Origin of the sequence: Paenibacillus sp. V4I7, assembly GCF_030817275.1 — a bacterium.
Taxonomy (GTDB): Bacteria; Bacillota; Bacilli; order Paenibacillales; family NBRC-103111; genus Paenibacillus_E.
Genome location: NZ_JAUSZD010000002.1, coordinates 5972562 through 5992505 on the forward strand (window position 1 = coordinate 5972562; position 19944 = coordinate 5992505).

Annotated in this window: 16 protein-coding genes and 1 pseudogene; 5 read left to right on the forward strand and 12 right to left on the reverse strand. The window is 43.7% G+C overall.

Annotated elements, in window-relative coordinates; genetic code table 11:
- Window positions 1-7: 7 nt before the first annotated feature.
- The 8 genes from QFZ80_RS28010 to QFZ80_RS28045 all read right to left on the reverse strand — a co-directional run bounded on the left by QFZ80_RS28010 (window position 8) and on the right by QFZ80_RS28045 (window position 11298).
- The gene (locus tag QFZ80_RS28010) at window positions 8-976 is read right to left on the reverse strand and encodes an ABC transporter permease (protein WP_307552637.1); all 969 of its coding nucleotides are present in this window, start codon (window positions 974-976) and stop codon (window positions 8-10) included.
- A 30-nt stretch (window positions 977-1006) separates the two neighbouring features.
- Complete coding sequence (locus tag QFZ80_RS28015) at window positions 1007-2629, reverse strand: type 2 periplasmic-binding domain-containing protein (protein WP_307562092.1); 1623 nt, start codon at window positions 2627-2629, stop codon at window positions 1007-1009.
- A gap of 435 nt (window positions 2630-3064) precedes the next feature.
- Window positions 3065-4615, reverse strand: coding sequence for an extracellular solute-binding protein (locus tag QFZ80_RS28020; protein WP_307562094.1), 1551 nt, complete (start codon window positions 4613-4615; stop codon window positions 3065-3067).
- A 77-nt stretch (window positions 4616-4692) separates the two neighbouring features.
- On the reverse strand, window positions 4693-5568 hold the full coding sequence (locus QFZ80_RS28025; protein ID WP_307562096.1) for a carbohydrate ABC transporter permease: 876 nt from the start codon (window positions 5566-5568) through the stop codon (window positions 4693-4695).
- Between the two features lie 10 nt (window positions 5569-5578).
- Window positions 5579-6544 (reverse strand): ABC transporter permease, encoded by a 966-nt coding sequence (locus QFZ80_RS28030; protein WP_307552629.1) that lies wholly within the window; start codon window positions 6542-6544, stop codon window positions 5579-5581.
- Window positions 6545-6672: 128 nt separating this feature from the next.
- Window positions 6673-8499, reverse strand: a complete 1827-nt coding sequence (locus QFZ80_RS28035; protein WP_307562098.1) for a sensor histidine kinase — start codon at window positions 8497-8499, stop codon at window positions 6673-6675.
- Between the two features lie 24 nt (window positions 8500-8523).
- Window positions 8524-10140, reverse strand: coding sequence for a response regulator (locus tag QFZ80_RS28040; RefSeq protein ID WP_307562100.1), 1617 nt, complete (start codon window positions 10138-10140; stop codon window positions 8524-8526).
- A 93-nt stretch (window positions 10141-10233) separates the two neighbouring features.
- On the reverse strand, window positions 10234-11298 hold the full coding sequence (locus tag QFZ80_RS28045) for a LacI family DNA-binding transcriptional regulator (protein WP_307562102.1): 1065 nt from the start codon (window positions 11296-11298) through the stop codon (window positions 10234-10236).
- A gap of 160 nt (window positions 11299-11458) precedes the next feature.
- On the opposite strand from QFZ80_RS28045, the gene QFZ80_RS28050 reads away from it, so the two are divergent.
- Window positions 11459-12865, forward strand: a complete 1407-nt coding sequence (locus QFZ80_RS28050; RefSeq protein WP_307562104.1) for an FAD-dependent oxidoreductase — start codon at window positions 11459-11461, stop codon at window positions 12863-12865.
- Window positions 12866-12882: 17 nt separating this feature from the next.
- Complete coding sequence (locus tag QFZ80_RS28055) at window positions 12883-13494, forward strand: SGNH/GDSL hydrolase family protein (protein ID WP_307562106.1); 612 nt, start codon at window positions 12883-12885, stop codon at window positions 13492-13494.
- Window positions 13495-13866: 372 nt separating this feature from the next.
- Here the strand turns inward: QFZ80_RS28055 and QFZ80_RS28060 are convergent.
- Together QFZ80_RS28060 and QFZ80_RS28065 are read right to left on the reverse strand one after the other, a co-directional pair.
- Window positions 13867-14421: pseudogene (locus QFZ80_RS28060) on the reverse strand (cupin domain-containing protein); the annotation flags it as partial.
- Window positions 14422-14619: 198 nt separating this feature from the next.
- On the reverse strand, window positions 14620-15216 hold the full coding sequence (locus QFZ80_RS28065) for a TetR/AcrR family transcriptional regulator (protein ID WP_307552619.1): 597 nt from the start codon (window positions 15214-15216) through the stop codon (window positions 14620-14622).
- 200 nt (window positions 15217-15416) lie between these two features.
- Between QFZ80_RS28065 and QFZ80_RS28070 the strand changes: the two genes are divergently transcribed.
- A complete protein-coding gene (locus tag QFZ80_RS28070; protein WP_307562109.1) occupies window positions 15417-16175 on the forward strand; it encodes an MBL fold metallo-hydrolase in 759 nt (252 codons plus the stop codon).
- Between the two features lie 562 nt (window positions 16176-16737).
- Window positions 16738-17259, forward strand: coding sequence for a LysR substrate-binding domain-containing protein (locus QFZ80_RS28075; RefSeq protein WP_307562111.1), 522 nt, complete (start codon window positions 16738-16740; stop codon window positions 17257-17259).
- Between the two features lie 110 nt (window positions 17260-17369).
- Here QFZ80_RS28075 and QFZ80_RS28080 read toward each other — a convergent pair whose 3' ends face one another.
- Together QFZ80_RS28080 and QFZ80_RS28085 are read right to left on the reverse strand one after the other, a co-directional pair.
- The gene (locus QFZ80_RS28080; protein WP_307562113.1) at window positions 17370-18206 is read right to left on the reverse strand and encodes a sugar phosphate isomerase/epimerase family protein; all 837 of its coding nucleotides are present in this window, start codon (window positions 18204-18206) and stop codon (window positions 17370-17372) included.
- Window positions 18207-18348: 142 nt separating this feature from the next.
- On the reverse strand, window positions 18349-18726 hold the full coding sequence (locus QFZ80_RS28085; protein WP_047680336.1) for a winged helix-turn-helix transcriptional regulator: 378 nt from the start codon (window positions 18724-18726) through the stop codon (window positions 18349-18351).
- Window positions 18727-18873: 147 nt separating this feature from the next.
- On the opposite strand from QFZ80_RS28085, the gene QFZ80_RS28090 reads away from it, so the two are divergent.
- Window positions 18874-19905: a zinc-binding alcohol dehydrogenase family protein gene (locus QFZ80_RS28090; protein WP_307562115.1), complete on the forward strand. Its 1032-nt coding sequence runs from the start codon at window positions 18874-18876 to the stop codon at window positions 19903-19905.
- Window positions 19906-19944: the final 39 nt, after the last annotated feature.

Sequence of the window (19944 nt, forward strand, 5' to 3'; positions counted from 1 at the left end):
TCCTCCCTCACCAAAGCTTATTTTCGCTAACGCGTTTGCTAATGCTATTGGCGCTAACGATTAAGATGAAGGAGATGACCGAGTTAAACAAGCCGACTGCGGCGGTATAGCTGTAGCTCGCCTCCAAAATCCCTTTACGATAAACATAAGTAGAAATGACATCAGCGGTGGAATAGGTTGATGCATTGTACATTAACAGCACTTTTTCACTGCCCACGCTTAGCATTGAACCCATATTCATGATCAGCAAAATGACAATCGTTGGCATAATGCCGGGAAGTGTAATGTGCAGAGTCTGTTTCCACCTTCCGGCCCCATCCATTTTGGCCGCTTCGTATAGGGTGGGATCGATGGTGGCCATTGCTGCCAAATAAATGATCGATCCCCAACCGATCCCTTGCCAGATGCCCGAGGAAATGAAGAGAAAACGGAACCATTCCGGCTGGCGTAGGAACGCGATAGACTCAAAACCAAACATGACGAGCAATTGATTAATCAGACCATCGCGGGCGAGAAAGTCAACCATCATTCCCACTACAACAACAATGGATATAAAGTGTGGCAAATACGAAATGGTCTGAACAACCCTTTTGAACATATTGCTGCGAATCTCATTCAGAAGTAATGCCAGAACAATCGCAGCAGGGAAGGCAAACAGGAGCTCATAGATGTTGATCAGCAGTGTATTTTTGATAAGCCTCCAGAAATAAAATCCATTGAAAAATTCGGTGAAATGCTGAAATCCGACCCATTCGCTCCCCCAGATTCCGAGGGCTGGGCTGAAATCCTTGAATGCGATCTGCAGTCCATACATAGGGCCATAGTGAAAGATGCCATAATAGGCAAGTACCGGCAGCAGCATGATATAAATGAACTTATTTCGATTTAGGTCCTTTATAATAAACGCTAATTTGCTTTCCTTCTCATAGGACTTTGCCCGGTTACGAACGGGAAGCTCATTCTCCATCATCGCCATAACGATCACTTCCTTTCTCTACAACTGCTGTTATCTCTTGTTGTATCTTTCGAGCGCAGCCTGCTGAATTTTGATGGCATCGTCAATCCCCATGCTTTTCAGTGTTTTTACATATTTATCAAAGTTCTCTAGAGGTTCGGCACCCATAACAAACTTGTTGTACATCTCATCTCTGTACGTATTGATGTCCGTCATAACTGCCGCATATCTCGTGCTTTCATCTTTATTTGGAGTAACCGGAGGCATTTCCTTCTCGTTGGTTGGCAGCGACCATACCTTGATGGACTCCAATTGCTCCGGAATTTGGCTTTGATACTGCTCGGAATAACGCTTATCTTGTACCATGATTCCATCCCAGGTAGCTCGGTTATGCTTAGCCATAGCCTGACTCATTGGCATGCCTTCAGGATTTTTCGTAATGATGTCCGTATATTTCGGGTAGCCGTTCTCCAGTTTGTAGCTTACGCCTTCTTTACCGAAATTAAAGAGCATATGTCCTTGTTCACTGTAGCCCATATCCAGCCATTTCACAGTTTCCACAATATTCTTATTGCTTGTCGTGATCGCAGCAGATTTACCCGGTACCGGAGCATCCAGGTGTCCATAAAGCGGCTTGTCGCCGGCTTTCAGCACGGGATACGGCACACCCGCCAGCTTAAAGTTTTTATCCTTCGGGGACATCAGGGTCATATATTTACCCAGACCTCCGCCTGCGTTTCCAATCAAAGCACCGAGTTGGTTACCAGTGACTTTGGCGTCAAGCAGCTTAGCGTCGGTTGCTGCAAAATCTTTATCAATCAGGCCTTCTTTGTACCATTTGCTCATGGTAGTCAAAAATTCTTTGTAGTTCGGTTCAATAGGACCGTATTTAACTGTATTTCCTTCCCTATAAAAGTTGTTTGGCACGCCGTAAGCTCCAATGAACGCATGAGAATTCTTCAACTCGGAGAGAGTTAAGAGAAGGGGGATTTCATCTGCTTTACCATTTCCGTTCGGATCCTTCTCCTTAAACGCTTTCAACACGGTGTACCACTCGTCAATTGTAGTAGGCTGCTTCAGCCCCAATTTATCCAGCCAGTCCTGCCGAATAATAGGTCCTTTGAATACCTGCAAAGAACGGTCGCCACGAATAAAGTGAAACCCGATAATACTGCCGTCATCCGTGGTAACTTGCTTTTTCCATTCCGGATTGGAAGCGATCGCTTTTTTGTAATTAGGAGCGTATTTGTCAATGTAGTCGTTCAGCTTGATAATCCGATTGTCCTTGATCGCTTTCTCCGGTCCACCCGGGTACGTGTTCCAATTGTATTCGATCACATCCGGAAGACTTCCGGACGTAAGCATCAGATTGAATTGCTCCTTCTCTGCTGTCGCGCCCTGAGGGGGATGCTGGAATTCTACCTTGGTCCCGGTAATCCGCTCCATTTCTTTATAAGCTTCCATTTCACTGTAGCTCTTCATTGTAGCCGCAGCCGATGGGTTAAATGCCGACCAATAAGATAATGAAGTCAATTTAGACGCCGCTTCGCTCGCTTTGGGAGCTGAATTCTGGCTGGCTTTGTTACTTCCCGGCACACACCCGGATACTACGGATAGTGCTAGAGTTACCGATAACGCTGCTGTGCCTACTTTAGCAGGTTTTGCCTTGAACAATAAAAACGCCTCCCTTATATAAAATGCTTAATCTAAGCTAATCGTAATGAAAGCGCATTCGAAATTAAACCTCGAAATTTTCACAAAGACTGGGGATTCTAAATATGGAAGGACATGCAATTTTTAATGCGAACCATTAAATATAAAGAAAACGGTCACTTTGATCATACAATGGTTGAACCATGCACTCCATGGTGAAACTTTAAAGCGTACTGTGTTTTTTTATGATTCGGGAATGAGAAAACCTCTATCGAGGCCATTCAAAGATGAGCGACCGCGTTTAGATGTAGGTTTTATCGCCAATAAGAAAACGGTTTTCGGGAACCGAAAACTTATACTTTCTTATGTGGTCACAAAAAACAAAAAAATGAGGTGGCAAAGTTCTTGCCATCCCATTTTTTTGTTTTGTCTTCTGTCGATTGCAAGCAGCCATGCTTATTTCTTTGCAGTCGCATACCAATCGTTGACTTCTTTAACACTTGCATCTCCGCCAGACGATTTATATTTAGCGATGAATGCGTCCAAACCGCTTAATGGCTCAGCGCCGAAAAGCAGCTTCGTTGTATAGTCTCCCACCATCACGTTCAACTGTTGGAAGTTTTTCGAGAACTCTGGCAAGTAAGGAGCAAAGCCCAATGGATCAAGCACTCTTACATTTGCTTCCGTCACATTCATAAACTTCCAGGCTTCAAACAAGCGTAAATCCTTACGCACACGTGCTTGCCAATAAGTCGGATAATTTTTGTCATCAGTGCCCATTAAGAAATTATTCGCTCTATTGCGCTCATCTGTAAAGATAGGTTGAATCGGTGTATACGCGCCATCCTTGAACGTAAAGTGCTTATTCTCTTCACCAATGGCCATCCCTTTAAACGTATCCTTTTCAAGTTTAGCGTTCATCCATTTGATGGCATCCTCAGGATGCTTGGATGCTTTAGGAATGAAGGAGATACGGTCAAAGCCTTGGTTTGCAGATAGGCCTATTTTGCCATCCTTGCCTTTTAATGCTGGAAGATAGTTCGCCTTAGCTGTAGGTACGTTTTTTACTAATGCATCTATAATAACAGGCACATCAGACCAGTTCAGCATAATGATTCCTGCTCTTCCGCTTGTGAATTTTTCTTTAGCGGTAGCATCTTTATTGGCGGCAAACTCTTTATCAATCAAGCCTTGTTTAAAGAGATCTTGGGCAAAATTTACGTAATCTTTGTAAGCAGGATCTTGAATCCGTGGCGTCAGCTTACCATTCACATTATTCCAGAAGTTCGGCATACCGAAGGCTCCGACAATGTTATCAATGAAAGGTGCATCACCTCTCACCGTTAATGGAATATTTTTATCGGCGTTTCCACCTGGGTCCTTCTCTTTGAAAGCTTTGAGAACAGCAACCAATTCATCTAACGTAGTAGGCGTTTTCATTCCTACTTTGTCAAGCCAATCCTGCCGAATATATAAGCTGCTAGAGGTGGTCGGGATACTTTTGGTAGGGATCGCGTACAATTTTCCGTCCACTTTAGCGGCTTCCAGAGCTTCGGGGTCTACAGCTGATTTAATGTTGGGTCCAAATTTATCGATCAGCGGCCCTAAATCTACTAAAGCGCCCTTTTTCGCATAGTCTGCATATAATGCTTTGAAATCCGTCCCACCGACTGAAGTGATCACATCATAAGGCTCTCCGGAGGCAATGAGAATGTTCATTTTATCTTGGGGCTTATCTTGGGGTAGCATATCATATTTCACTTTGTAGCCCGTTTTCTGTTCTAGAAACTTAGCTACCGGATACGTATTGTAATCCTCTTGCTGCCAAATTTGCAACGATCTTAACTCTGGCTTCGGTCCAGTAGTTGTCGCAACTGCCGCTGTTGTGCTAGCTGGAGATGTACTGCCGCCTGTGGTCGTATTTTTGGAAGAGCAGGCGACAAGAGACGAAACGGACAAGCATGCTGCAACCGTTAGAAGCATGGCTTTGTTATACTTTTTGAGCATGTGTAGACCTCCCTAAATGTATGTGTTTACTATATCACTAAACCCCGGATGCTGAAATCCAGAGCGTTAATGCACAATTACCCTTTCACAGAGCCAATGAGTACGCCTTTAACAAAATGCTTTTGCAAATAAGGATAGACGAGTAGCATCGGAATAATCGAGGCAATTACGGTTGCGGAACGAACCCCCTCAGGTGATGTATTCATCAAGTCGTCCGTACTTTTGTTCAAAGCATTGGAACTGTCGGCATTCAAAACAATGTCGCGTAAATATAACTGCAAAGGCTTAAGCCCTGCGTCATTAATATAGAGCATCGGGTGAAAATAGTCGTTCCAGAAGTAAACCGCATAGAAAAGAGCAATCGTTGCTATAACGGGTACACTTAACGGGAGAATGATACGAAATAGAATCGTAAAGTTACGAGCGCCATCCATTTTGGCAGATTCTTCAAGAGCCTCAGGCAAGGATTCATAGTAGCTTTTGATCACAAGCATATTGAATACACTAATGAGGGCAGGAAGCATTAACGACCATAAGCTATTAATTAAATGCAGCTGTTTCATTAGCAAGTAATTTGGAATAATACCGCCGTTAAACATCATCGTGAAAATAAACAGCAGCATAATAAATGAAATACCTGGAAGATGCCTTTTGGACAATGGATAAGCCGTTATTGCAGTTACCAGAATTGCAAGCACTGTACCTACAACTGTAATGAGCAGCGAAATTCCTATCGAGTGAAGAAATTGGCTGGAGGACACCACATATTTCATCGTTTCTAGCTGGAAGCCTACTGGAAAAATCCCTACCTTACCAGAAACCACAGACGATTCATCACTAACGGCTTTGGAAAGAATATTGGCTAGTGGCAGCAGTGTGGCTAAGCCGCAAAGTAGCAGTACAAGATAAATGCAGAAGTCTAATGACCAATCACTAAGCGTTTTTTTATGCATGTTTCCACCCCTACCATATACTTCGCTTGATTAGTTTTTTGCTAAGTTCATTACCTGCTACGATCAGGATGAACCCAACGAGGGAGTTGAACAACCCGACCGCTGTACTAAAGCTATAATCCTGTTGACCAAGACCTTGACGATAAACGAATGTACCGATGACGTCGCCGGACTGATACACGACAGAATTGTACATGGTCAAAATTTGCTCCGTACCCGCTTCAAGCAAGTACCCCATGCGTAAAATTAAGATGAGAATGATCGTTGGCAAAATACCTGGCAAGGTAATGTGGAGCATTTGTCTAATACGTCCTGCTCCGTCAATAGAAGCGGCTTCATATTGCTCTTGCTCAATACCTGCAATAGCTGCGATAAAGATAATCGCATTCCAGCCTGATTCCTTCCAACCTGCTGTAAATACCACTACACTTCGGAAGAACTGGTTGTCCAGAAAGAAGGAAATTGGCGTCCCACCGAACCACTGAATCATATTGTTCACTAGACCGCCTGATGGGGACAAGATATTAATAAACAACCCTGAAATAATCACCCACGATAAGAAATGCGGTAGAAAAATAATCGTTTGAATCGTCTTCTTGAAAAAGGCCTTTCGAACCTCATTCAAGAAAAGCGCGATGATGATCGGTATCGGAAAAAGAAGCACAATCTTGTAAACGCTGATCAGTAAGGTATTCACGAAAACCTGATAAAACTCTTCGGAATGTACGAGCTTCTCGAATTGATCCAGCCCCACCCATTTACTTCCGGCAAAACCATCAAAAATGTTAAAATCTTGAAAAGCGATAATAATCCCATACATAGGCGCATATTTGAATAAAAACAGAACTAACAATCCCGGCACTAATAACAGGTATAAATCATAATTGGTTAGAATTAGCTTCCAACGGCCACTACCTCTTGTTTTGGGCTTGGCGTGAGCTTTTTTTCGTTCAAGCTCTGTTAGCGTAACACTCATGAATGGCTCACCTCCGTGTTCTTATAAGTTAATTATAAAGGCGCCATGAAATGACTTGTAGATGGTAATATTTCTGTTTCTGGTGCAATCTTATGGTATTTAAGCAAACAAAAAAGCCAACCTCTTTCCTATAGAGGCGGCTTATCAGATGAATATTTCGTTGTCATTCGAACCGTGACGGTTGTCCCCTGTCCGAGCGTGGAGTGAAGTTCCAGCCCATAGGCGTCTCCTGCGAACAGCTTGATCCTTTCATTCACATTGTACAACCCATACGAGCTTCCGGAACCGTCTGATTTCATGGTAGGACGCGGCTTCGTCAGAAGACTTTGCATAAGCTCTGGCTCCATGCCAATGCCGTCATCCGTGACGGATATGATCAGAACCCCCTCTTCTTGTCTCGCCTTGATCAAAATAGCCCCTGTCTTGCCCTTTGATTTTCTTATCCCGTGCAAAAGGGCATTTTCCACAATTGGCTGGAGTGTCAGCTTAGGCATTTCAACATCATCCATACCATCTTCGATGTCAAAATGAACCTCAAAGCTCTTTGGAAATCGGGTTTGCTGAATCTCCAAGTAAACCTTGGCTAAATTAAGCTCATCGGTCACACTCACCAAATCTCTGCCCTTGTTTAAGCTTAGCCTGAAATATTTGGCCAATCCATCGATCATTTGGCTAATATCGTGGGCGTTGTGTCCAATAGCAATCCAATTGATCGTATCCAAGGTATTGTATAAGAAATGAGGATTAACCTGTGCTTGCAAAGCCCGAAGCTGTGCTTCACGCTCCTGCACCTTCGATTTATACGTCTCTTCCATTAAATCTCGGACCCTATGGATCAGATGATCGACACTCTTTTCTAGAAAGTTAAAGTCGCCATCCGACGTTCCGCTATGTTCATCCAGCCCCTCCATGCCTTCTCGTTTAATGGCTCTTATCACCGTCTGTACGCGACGATTCATTCCGCGCACGATAAAAGCAATCAGTATAAAAACAAGGATGAGGAACAGAATTGTAATTCCTGACAAGGTTGCCACACTGGAAAATTGATTCAATGTAGCCGCACGCGAGCTAATGACATTCTTAGGCACTTCCGCAACCAGCTTCCAGCCTGTGGAGCCAATCGTCGTATAGACGACATATTGCTGGGTGTTGTCCTCAGTGATTGCAGATACGCCCTCATTGTGCTGCTCGATAGCACTCAGCACGGAACTAGACATAAGCTTCGTCCCGAGCAAAGATTTATCTTTATGCAAGACGATGTTGCCATCCGGTGCGACCATGAATACATTTTGCTCTTTGTTCAACTCAATATTGGATAAGATATTTTCAAATGTCTTAGCTGCAACATCAATGGACAAGAAACCTGACATACGATCATAATGATCAGGATCCCGCAGCACTCTAATGCCCGATAGAATATAAGCGCTCTCTCTATCAATAAAGTTTTCCAAGTAAGCTCCCGACCATATAAGATTGCCATTAGCGTTTACTACACTTGAGTACCAAGGACGATTAATAATACTTTCCCACGGAAAAAAATTGACCCTCTCATGTGAAAAAAGCTTGGAGTCGTCGACATACAATCGAACGCGGAATACAATCGGGTTCGTCTCTGCATTATCAATTAAATAACGTAATTCCTTCATGGCATCAAGTTGATCACCGTAAGATATTGAATTGCTTAAGTAATCATGCAGCTTACGATTCATGAGGATCGCATTCGAAATATCACGTGCGGAATCCAATTGGTGATTCAAATTGATTTCAGCCTGCTTCAGCGTCTGAAGCATCGTTCGCGTTACCTCTTCTTCCAAAATGCGGGAGTATCTCTGCGAGTAAGCATACAGCAATACAGAAGCCGGAATTAGGATCAATACCATGTAGGCGACCAGCCATACCCTTGCAGCAACAATGCCCTTGAAGATCATCGATATGAAGTTCCAACCTCTACTCATGTGATGCTTCATTCCCCTCTATCTTTACATGAAATGATCACGAAATGAGCTCGGCGTATGTCCGGTGTACTTCTTAAAGATTTTGCTGAAATAACTAGGATCCGAGTAACCAACGGCATAGCAAACCTCATAAAACTTGTTGCTTGGATCTTTCAAGAGCTCTTTCGCTTTGTCTACCCGAACTTTCGTCATATATTCGTTGATGGTTTCACCTGTTTCCTGTTTGAAGAGCAGGCAAAGATAGGTTGTAGATAAGAACACTTCCTTCGCAATGTCCCCCACCTGCAGGTTTTCCGCGAATCGTTTATCGATTAGGGAGCGAATACGTTCAATGACATTTTTGGCTTTTCCGCTGCGCTTTTCACCGATTCGCTCACATACCTCGATAAGATGGGATTCCACAAGCTTCCTTAAATCGCCTAACGTTTCTTGGTGAAAAACCTCAGCCAGAAGCTCATTCTCTTTTTCTTCCAGCCCCTGCTTCTGAACATTTAGCTCCAGCAAGATTCGGCTTGCAAGCAGCAGCAGCTGCAAGCTTAAGTTGCGCCCATACTGCATACCTTCTGCACGATTGCGGGAAAGAGCGCTATAAATAATGTGAAGCTCCTCCTGCACCTTGCCAGCTTCCGCAGCTTTCAGAGAAAAGATCAATCTCTCATTCTGCGCTGGATCAAAGCGGTACATACTGTCCTTACCCTGTTCCAAATTATCTATGGAGATAACCTGATTCTTACCGAGATACCATCTTTGATCAGCAGCTTCTCTTGCTTGTGAATACGACTGCGGTAAGCCCGCTAGCCTCGATATTCGTTCGCCCACTCCGATGGTCACACTAATTTTCAAATAGTTGTAGAGACTTTCGCGGACTTCCTCGGCTAATGTAAACAAAAGACTTTCCTGATCTTCCTGCTCCACCAACCGAAGAATGCCTACGAACTCGCCTATTTGATTTTCAAAGACGTATCCACCAATCTCTTTCTCAATAAGCTCTTGCACGATATTAAGGACAGAGTAGGATAATAACTGCTGATCCCTCTCGGAACGGTTCTGTGCAACCTCAGACGCATTATCTATGCGAATCGCAATCACCCAGTATGTCGCTTCAAGCGGAAGCTCGAGCCCGAGGAATTCTATGCGATCCTGTATACGTGCAGGAAAAGTGATCCCTTCCTTAATTAATGACATGAGGAATTTCTCCCGCAGCAAGGGCATGCTCTGAATGAGCTTGACCTGCATGTCCTCAATCAGTTTTCGTTCCTGCTTTTCTGTCTGCAAGGTACGAACCAAGCGTTCAACCACCACACTCAGCTCCCCCAAATTGACGGGCTTAAACATATAATCGACCGCTTTGACTTGAAGCGCGGATTTCAAATATTCGGCATCATCATGGCCGCTCACAAAAACAATTTTGATATGAGGAAATCGCTCACTAAGTCTATTCGACATCTGAATGCCATCCATATTGGGCATACGCACATCCGTTAACACTAAATCCGGCTTCACTCGCTCAATAACCTCTAACGCAACGTCGCCGTCATCCGCATCACCCACCACTTCAATCCCATAAGCATTCCAGTCAAAATAGGTACTTAGTCCAAAACGAACTGTCGGCTCGTCATCCACAATGACTAATTTATACATCTCGTGTGGCCTCCCTTTAACTGCAGATCTACTTATTATATCTTGCAAAAAAGCCAAGGACATATGAGAATCTTATGATTTCTGGTTCTATATTTACTTGATTTCAGAAAAAACACGGCCGTTTGCAGGCACTGACGTTGTACTCCCAACAAAAAAATCACCTTGAATACGAATGTGTTCAAATGGCAGCGTCGGATTGGCAATACGCCACAGCATCCGGTCTGCAGCGCGATAACCGGTCTCTCGGATCGAAAGCAGCGGTCGGGTTAACAATGGCAATGAATCGGATTGTTCATTCAGAAATCCAACCAAGGAAACATCCTCAGGCACTCGCCACTGCAGCTCGTTACACAACTCATATACAACCGCAACTTCATGATCAATTCCGCAGATGATGGCGCTTGGTGTAAAATGTTCCATTCGTTGCAGCAGCTCTTCACGCCACTGCGCTTGGTTGGTCCGTTCACCGATGGAATGCTTAGAAGGGTCGATCTCGACACCGAGCATATTCATCGCGTGACAGAAGGCTTGCCAGCGCAAAATAAATCCACGCTGCAAATGGATATCTCCCACGTACATAATTCGCTCATGCCCAAGGCTTCGCAGATAGGTTACCGCTTGAAAAGTAGCTTCGTAAATATCCCAAATCACACTGTCAATCTTCACTCCTGGAGGAGGAAAGCTGAGCAATATTCGTGGCAGCTGCAGCCCAAACAGAGCAGGCTCCCACGCTTTAGGCACAATGCTTGGAGCGATGAAAATGCCGTCCGCATAGGCCATTCCGCTTTCTTCGATCCAATTGTCCATATGTTCCTTCTTGATCTTTTGCGGCAGCATGAGCAGCTCGATTCGATGGCCGAAGGAAAAGAATCGATCTTGGAGTCCTTGAAGCAATAGCCGATTGTAGGCCACGGATTCAGCTGTTTGCACCAAAAGGAAGCGCTTTCGTTCATTCGGATAAGGAGCGATGCGATCGAGCCTCAGGCTGCGAATCTGATCCATTGTATAATAACCCCGCTTCTCGGCCGTGTGGACGATAAGCTGTCTGGTAGCTTCCGACATCCCAGGTTTACCTTTTAGCGCTTTAGACACGGTCTGTACAGTCAACCCAAGCTCCTTGGCAATCGTTTTTAACGTAACTTGCTTGCGGGTAGGCATATAGGGCTGCACCTCGATATATAGTAGTCAGGATTTGTTATTCGTTCAGTTATCATATCATGTCCTCTTTTTAGATTAAACTAAAATTAAACTAGTTCCTCCATGCTAGGAATCTATAATGAAAGCAATGACACTCAACACTTAGGAGGAATATATCAGCATGACGAAGAAAAACATTCAGACCGTTACGATACCATCGCAGAGCCTTCCAGTTAGTTACACCCCCGATGTGGTTGTCGTTGGAGGCGGCGCATCAGGCATTGCAGCAGCTATTGCCGCAGCCCGCAATGGCGCTAATACGCTATTAATTGAGCAAAGAGGCTACTTGGGCGGGATGGGGACCGCTGCGCTAGTTCCTGCCTTCTGCCCTTATACCGATGGGGAGAAGCCTGTCATTCGCGGCATCGGACTTGATCTGCTCGAGAAGATGAAACACGCTGCCGGTGATGACTTTATGCGACGTTACAAGGAACAGTTGGACTGGGTTCCCATCGATGTGGAAACGCTTAAACGCGTATATGACGCAGAAGTACAGTCTAGCGGAGCAAAGGTATTGTTCCATACGGTAGCGGATCAGGTACTGCTGGATGGCGATCGGATATCCGGGCTAGTCATAAGTAATAAATCCGGACGATCCGTCGTCCAAGCCAAATTGTACATCGATGCTTCGGGCGATGCGGATCTCGCTGCGCTGGCAGGTGTTCCTTTTCAAGTTGGAGGAGAGCAAGGGGAGCTGCAGCCTGGTACCATGTGCTATGTGGTTACCGGTGCTGACAAAACACGCTTTGAGCAATTCCTTCAGGAAACAGGATCGCATAAGCAGCTGGAAAACATCGTTATTGAAGCGCAGCTAAACGGCGACCTCCCAGAGGGACGTAAGCGGATATCGGGCATGGCTTGGATTTCTGATTCCGTTGTTGGTTTTAATTTCGGTCATATCTTCGACATTGACGGTACGAAAGCGGAGGATTTGACCCGGGCCGCGATCGAGGGCCGGAAGCTAATCGACACGCAGATCCGGTTTTTACGCAAATATGTGCCTGGTTTTGAGCATATCTTCCTCGTTCATTCGGGCGACCAGATCGGCATCCGCGAAACACGCCGAATCCAGGGGGACTATACCCTCGTTGTCGAGGACTTCTTATCGATGCGGACATTCGAAGACGATATCGCACGTAATTCGTACTTTATCGATATCCATCTGGCAAACGCCAACAGCACGATGACGATCAAGCATCTGCCTAAAGGCAAATCTCATGGCGTACCTTATCGCTGCATGCTCCCACAAGGCAAATCGAATCTAATCGTAGCCGGACGATCCGTCTCGTCCGACCGCCCTGTGCAAGGCTCGCTTCGCGTTATGCCTAACTGCTTTGCCATGGGAGAGGCCGCAGGTATCGCGGCAGCTATGGCAAGCTTCGCTGGCATTGGTTTCCGCGAGATTCCGATCTTAGAACTGCAGAACAAGCTGGTCGCGCAGGGTGCATGGCTTGGGGAACGGCCGGGTAAACCCGATGTGGATCAAACTGTTGCCGTAGGTGCCGTTATATTTGATGAAGAATGTTAGTATAGGGAGTGTTCAAAGTGCAAAGTAAGTGGGTAGGAAAAACTTGGGGAACACTCGGTGACAGCATTACGGAGGCAGGGGGATATCAGCCTCTCATTCAGTCTGCTCTAGGCTTTTCGAGCGTCATCAATTATGGGAAAAGCGGCTGTCCGATGACTGCCGGAGGCGACCGCGATTACGGAGCCACGACGCATGTCGGCAAAACGATAGATGCTTCCTTGGATTGCGTCACCATCTTCGCAGGAGTGAATGATTTTCGTTTGGATAAACCAATTGGCGACATCGGTACGACCGATATTTATACATTTTACGGAGCCTATACGACCCTTATCGAAGATATTTTGGTGAAAAATCCACGCTGCCGCCTAAGCTTGTGGACGCCGCTGCTGCGGGATAAAGATGGTTATGACATCTTCTATATCAACGCAGCCGGGCACGGTTTATCCGATTATGTCGAATCCATTAAGCATATTGGTCGTCTGTATGCGCTCCCTGTCCTTAATCTGTATGAACAAAGCGGGATTAATAAGCTGACGCTGCCCCTCTTTACTTCAGATGGCTTGCATCCGAATGAGATAGGGCATCGACGCATTGCGGATATGGCGATACCTTTTTTATTAAGCTTGTGAATAAAGCCGTTCTCAGGTATCCATTGTTAAAAGATGGCTCCTGTATTCGGTATTCGCCGGGAGTCATCTTTTTTAATGTCCATTGATACGATCGCTAATTCGATACATAACTCCAAAATTCGATTTTAGAGTCGTTCAGCAGCTTTGAGAAGGTAGATCGGTATCGTGGTTACAAATGTTGTATTTTCTACAACAATACACACGTCAAAAGACTATTTTGCAAGTTAAAGTTGCAGTTCGTACAACATTTTGAACCCATTGGTCGCGAAATGGCCTGTATGGGGCTAAATTGTTGCAACATCGAGGGGAAATAGGCGAGATCTTGGCAGAATTGTTGCACTTTCTACAACATCATTCAACCGAGAAGATGGATTCATTCGGCGTGTGTGCAAACCAATCGGAAATCGATAAAGTGTTTAGGTCAGAAAAGTTACCATCATCGAAGACGAGCAGGAATTCGCAGTGTTCCAACCCCTGAATGGAATGTGGCAGTCCCGGAGGAAAGTACCATAGATCGCCCAGGCCAACGTCGGCAATGAAATTTCGCCCTTCTAAGTCGATTGACGTAATTCGCGCCCGTCCCAAAATCATATATGCCCATTCTGCTTGTTGATGCCAATGCAATTCCCGGACACCACCGGGCGTCAAGCTCATATTTACACCTGCAAGTGTGGTCGCAATGGGTAGTTCCCTAACAGTAATTTCCCGTGACCACCCTCCGTGATTTAACGTCATAGAAGTGTCAGAGAATGAAAATTTCATGTTAGGGAGCAAGCCAGAATCCGTTACAGGCGGAACCAGCATATCAGGGTTTTCAATATCCCTCATAACATCTCGGGGACCGGTATCCATCCCTCCGGCACCGTCATTTCGGATGGGCTGAGGCACATTTCCGTACGAACCTTGATGCCGTCTCGGAATTTCCATTTCATTGACTCCTCTCATGGATGGCGTTCTTTAATACTCATTCTAAAAGATATATGATACAGAAACTGTGTAAATGACTTTCGTACCTCTAACAAAAGTCTGCTCTAATAGATGAACAAAATAGGGACCTGCTGCAGCAGGCCCCTGTTTTTGTTTAGATGATTATTCAACCGCAGTGTTTGAAGCTGTTTACACACTTTACTTGATCAGCATTCGATCATCGATATATTGCCTAACATTACTCGCGCAATGTCGAATGTACTTGCTATCATCAAATAATTTACTCAGCATAACGCCGCCTTCTACCACAGCAATAATATAGCTGCAAACCTCTTCAGTATCTATATCTTTTCTAAATTCTTGATGCTCAATGCCATTGTCAATGATCAAGGTTAGCTTCTCAATAAAAATTTTCATCGCATGTTGAGCCCGTTCTTTGAGATGAGGGTGTCCATCGTCGCTTTCAATCGCTGTATTTAATATGGGACATCCTCCTTCCAAGGAATTAGTTTCAATGATATCGATATACACCTTGCATATGGCCAACAGTCTCTCTTTGGAGTTGGATGCATTCTCTAGTGCCTTGGTGAGAAACCCTAGAATTTGCGAGAATGAATAATCAAAGACAGCAAGAGCAATTTCATCTTTATTTTCAAAATGATTATAAATCCCGCCTTTGCGTATACCGCAACGATCTATTATTTCAGATAGGGAAGCACCTGTATATCCCTTTGTATTAAAAAGACCAGCAGATTCACGAATGATATGTTCTTTCGTTAGTTGACCCTTACGCATGGTACAACCTCCAATCAAAAAAGTACCGTTTGGTCTTAAAATAGCATACTACTTTTTGAAAAACAATCAAAATTACATAAGATTCTCTCAACTAGGTGGAAAAAATTTCTTGCAGAATATCGATCGCTGTGTTAATTTATAAAACAGACCGGTCGGTATTATTTAGGGTACAATATTTCAATAATTAGGAGATGATAGCCATGTCTTTTTCTATTCAACATATCCGTAATGCAACCTCACTTGTTACAATGAACGGCAAAAGAATTCTTGTCGATCCTATGTTAAGTGATGTGGGACAGCTCCCTCCAGTTCCTTTTACAAGGACTTTACGCAGAAACCCATCCGTACCTCTCCCCGTAACGTTGGATACTTTTGATAATATCGATGCTATACTATTAACTCATTTACACTTTGACCACTTCGATAAAACAGCAAAGACCGTTCTAAACAAGAAGGTCCCCGTCTTTTGCCAACCTGCTGATCAAAAATATATTAAATCCTGTGGTTTCTATAGCATTTATCCAATAGATGATACCCATCAATGGTGCGGAATTGATTTCAGGAGAATTAGTGGCCAGCACGCAAAGGGAATCGTATCTAAACTGCTTGGTCCAGTATCCGGATATATTCTGAGTACTTCAGATGAGGGCTCCTTATACATTGTAGGAGATTGCATTTTCACCGATCAAATCAACCAAGTTTTTGAGCAGTATCAACCTCGGGTTTGTATCTTAAATACGCCAAGAGCTCAGCTGCTGTTGGGTTCTATTATCACTATGACCCCTCAAGATATCATTAAAGTTTTACAAGTATCTCCCTCGTCTAAAATTGTAGCCGTGCATATGGATGCAATTCGTCACTGCACGTTAACAAGAAAAGATCTTTTTTCGTATTTAGAGAAACATCGTGCATTGGATTCGGTGTTTATCCCCCAAGATGGTGAGTTCATTTATTTTTGAATGCCTTAAAAGAAGAGCAGGTGCACATTTCAAGTAAATAGACTCCTATTTGAAACAGTTGGACCAGGAACTTTCTCTTTCCAGAGTTTTTCTGGGTTCTGGATTCAAAACAATATTGTGCGAAATAATTCTTATGGCATATATGTAAACTCTAATGGCCTGACAACTACCCAAGTTAAACAAAATTATTTATTCAATAATAATATATTCGAAAATGCTGTCTATTCGGATCTAGGGGGATCTAACATTTTTATTGAAAACAATTGCTGGACAGCACAATTCGGCATCGATTAATTTTACTGGTCCCTTAGGAACACAAGAAAATATTATCAATTGAGGGATCTACTACTGAAACTATGCAAGTAACCTTGCTAAATAATGATCCAACTAACATCGCTTTAATGGAAATTTTTTGGGGGTATCTGATCACAGGTATTCCTAAAACGGCTAATATTCATGAAGTGTTTACACTTAATCCGAATGAAACTACTTACTACACGCACTTATCAAGCGAACTTTCCATTTGCTCCAAGTATAGAATTACAGTTCGGTATTACGAAACATGAATATTACATCTTCCAACCATCTGATTCACATGTTGGATTCCAATAAAGTTGATTTCTTGATTCTTTCTGATCGTGTACGGATTGATGAAACTTGTTATCAACGGACAACATTCTATCAGGATGAGCTAGTTCTTATCATTAATCCATCACACAAACTGGCACAGAAGCAGGATTGTTCGCTAGAGGATCTGGTTAACGAAACATTAATTTTAAAACCAGATAAATCTGCTACACGAATTTACTTAGAAGATCAATTTAAAGAGCACGGGTTCACCCCTCCTAAATATATGGAAATTAGTAATTTGGAAGGCATCAAACAAGGCGTCATCCATAACCTCGGAGTCTCTATTGTTTCTAACTTTGCTATTCAACAGGAAATTAATCATGGTTTGCTAGTTAAGGTCCCTATCCAAGGAATCAAATTTCTTAGAGGAATCAGTTATGTTTATCATCGCAATAAACATTTCTCACCTGCAGCCAAACATTTCATACCTTTATTGGATCAAACTGTTTTATAGCCAAGGGCAGCTCCCTAAGTCGGCATTCGACTTGAGAAGCTGCCCTTTTTTACACGATTTGTAAGCCCCATTCTCACGCATTCGTCCGCAAACTTCAGTTATCCAGACCATTATTTCATCAAAGCTCTGACGATGCCCTTGATATGATAGATTGATTGTTGTGTATATTGATCATTAAGTGCGCTGGATTCGCTTTGTTGAGCCGTCATATACGGATTAGATACCGGCGGCATAAATTCCATTGTAATGCATCCCTGGTATCCGAGCTCCTGCAAAGTTCTAAATACTTCCTCAAAGTTGGTTTGACCTAAACCGGCCGCTTCTCTTGTGTTGTCAGCGATATGGACATGAGCTAGATAGGGAGCTATGTTCTGAAGCGCGGATCTATGGTTTCTTTCCTCCATATTCATATGAAACAAATCAGCCATGATTCGTACGCTGCTTTGATCCACCTCTTGGGCTAGCTGTTTAGCTGCGCTTAACGTATTGACCAAATAGGTTTCAAATCGATTTAACGCCTCGATCGCCAGAACAATGTTCTTCGACTCTGCATAGGCTCCTGCATCTTGAAGGCTGGAGACTGCCAGCTTCCATTCTTCCTGATAGGTCGAATCCGGGCCACTTTTCCCGACTGGCGACGGAACGACGATGACGATAGAAGCCCCCAATTGCGCAGCCATGTCGACGCATGCCTTCACATATTGAACGGCATGACTCCGTATTTCCGCATTAGGACTAGAGAGATCGCGATCCAATGTATAGATTCCGCATATGGAGGTGCATGTCAGACCGTACTTGCTTAACAGCGATTGAACGGCACCCAGGTCCATCTTATCCGGTTCCCCGGCAAGCTCCACACCGTCATAACCGTACTTTTTCAGTCGAACTAGACTTGTTTCCAATTCTTCATTTCCGTAGATCCATTGCGTTACGCTATATGAGTACATTTACGCTTCCTCCTGCTTCTATGGGTAGGCATTAATAAATTTTTTTAAATAATTTGAAGCATCAAACAATCCTTCTCGTTCATGCACTTTCCCCTCGTTATGGCAATGACTTATCTAGGTCAACCTTTCCCCTTATGAACATTCAAGCATCTTCCCCTTGCGGCGTTCTAATTTCGTTAAGTCTGATTTTATAAATCTCCCCCCACTCTTTCATAGATACTATGATCGGTACTAACGTCTTTCCAAAATCAGTTAATGAGTATTCCACTCTTGGCGGTACTTCTTTATACACTTCTCTATGAATAATCCCATCCCGTTCAAGCTCCCGTAACTGCAGTGTAAGCATAAACTGCGTAATACCCGGATTGAGACGTCGAAATTCATTAAATCTTTTCGTTCCGTCAATGAGATGATAGAGTATGATCCCTTTCCATTTCCCCCCGATGACATCCAGAGTTGTCTCCACAGGACATCCTGCCATGTTTGGACTCGCACCGTATTTGTTTCTTCGATCTCCCATTACGCCATCTCCCTCCAATGGTATGATTTTTAGTACTATATAATAAAATTATGCCTACTTCCTAAAAGTAAGTATACACCATATAATTCAAACGTACGATATACCAACTTGAAAGGAAGTAGAAAAATATGACTAATCACCAAAAAAATGAAAGCAGTCGGCGCTTACCGATATCTCCCTATATCCGATCCGGAGAGCCTTGTTGATCTGTCTATTGAAAAACCGGTTCCTACAGGACGCAATCTACTGGTTGAAGTAAAAGCCATCTCTGTCAACCCTGCCGACTTGGGTGTGCGAGAGAAAAACAACTATGAAGAAGAATCACCCAAAATTCTAGGTTGGGATGTAGCTGGTATCGTGGAACAGGTTGGACCTGAATGTCAGTTGTTTAAACCTGGAGATGAGATCTATTATGCGGGGAGTGTGGCTCGCCCAGGGGGTAATAGTGAATTTCACTTGGTAGATGAACAAATTGTGGGAAACAAACCGAAGAGTTTAGATTTTGCACAAGCAGCCGCTTTACCGCTTACCTCAATTACTGCTTGGGAGGGTTTATTTGACCGTTTAGGAATCCAACATAGCGATAAAGAAAACAAAAATAAAAGCATACTCATTATCGGTGCAGCAGGAGGTGTAGGGTCAATAGCTACTCAACTTGCCAAATTAGCAGGTCTAACTGTAATAGGTACTGCTTCACGCCCAGAGTCAATCCAGTGGACCATAAATCAAGGGGCAGATTTTACAATCAACCACAATAACCATTTTGCATCACAACTCAAGAATATTGGATTTGAGACTGTCGATTATATATTTTGCTTAAATGACACGGTGCAACATTTTTCGAATATGGCAGAGGTCATAGCACCCCAAGGTAAGATTTGTTCAATCGTTCCTGCAGATAAAGCTTCTTGGACGGGAAGCTTAGATATGGATCTGCTTTTTTCTAAAAGTGTCACGTTTGTATGGGAGCTCATGTTTACCCGATCCATGTTCCATACCAAAGATATCATCAAACAACACGAGCTGCTGAATGAACTGGCTGACTTAATCGATAAGGGTAAGTTAACAACCACTTTAACTGAACGCCTAGAACCAATTAATGCAAAAAACCTACGTGCTGTACATGAAAAAATGGAAGCAGGTAGATCGATAGGAAAGATTGTGTTGGAAAACTTCTAACAACAATAATAAGCGTTCACTCAATAGAGTGAACGCCTA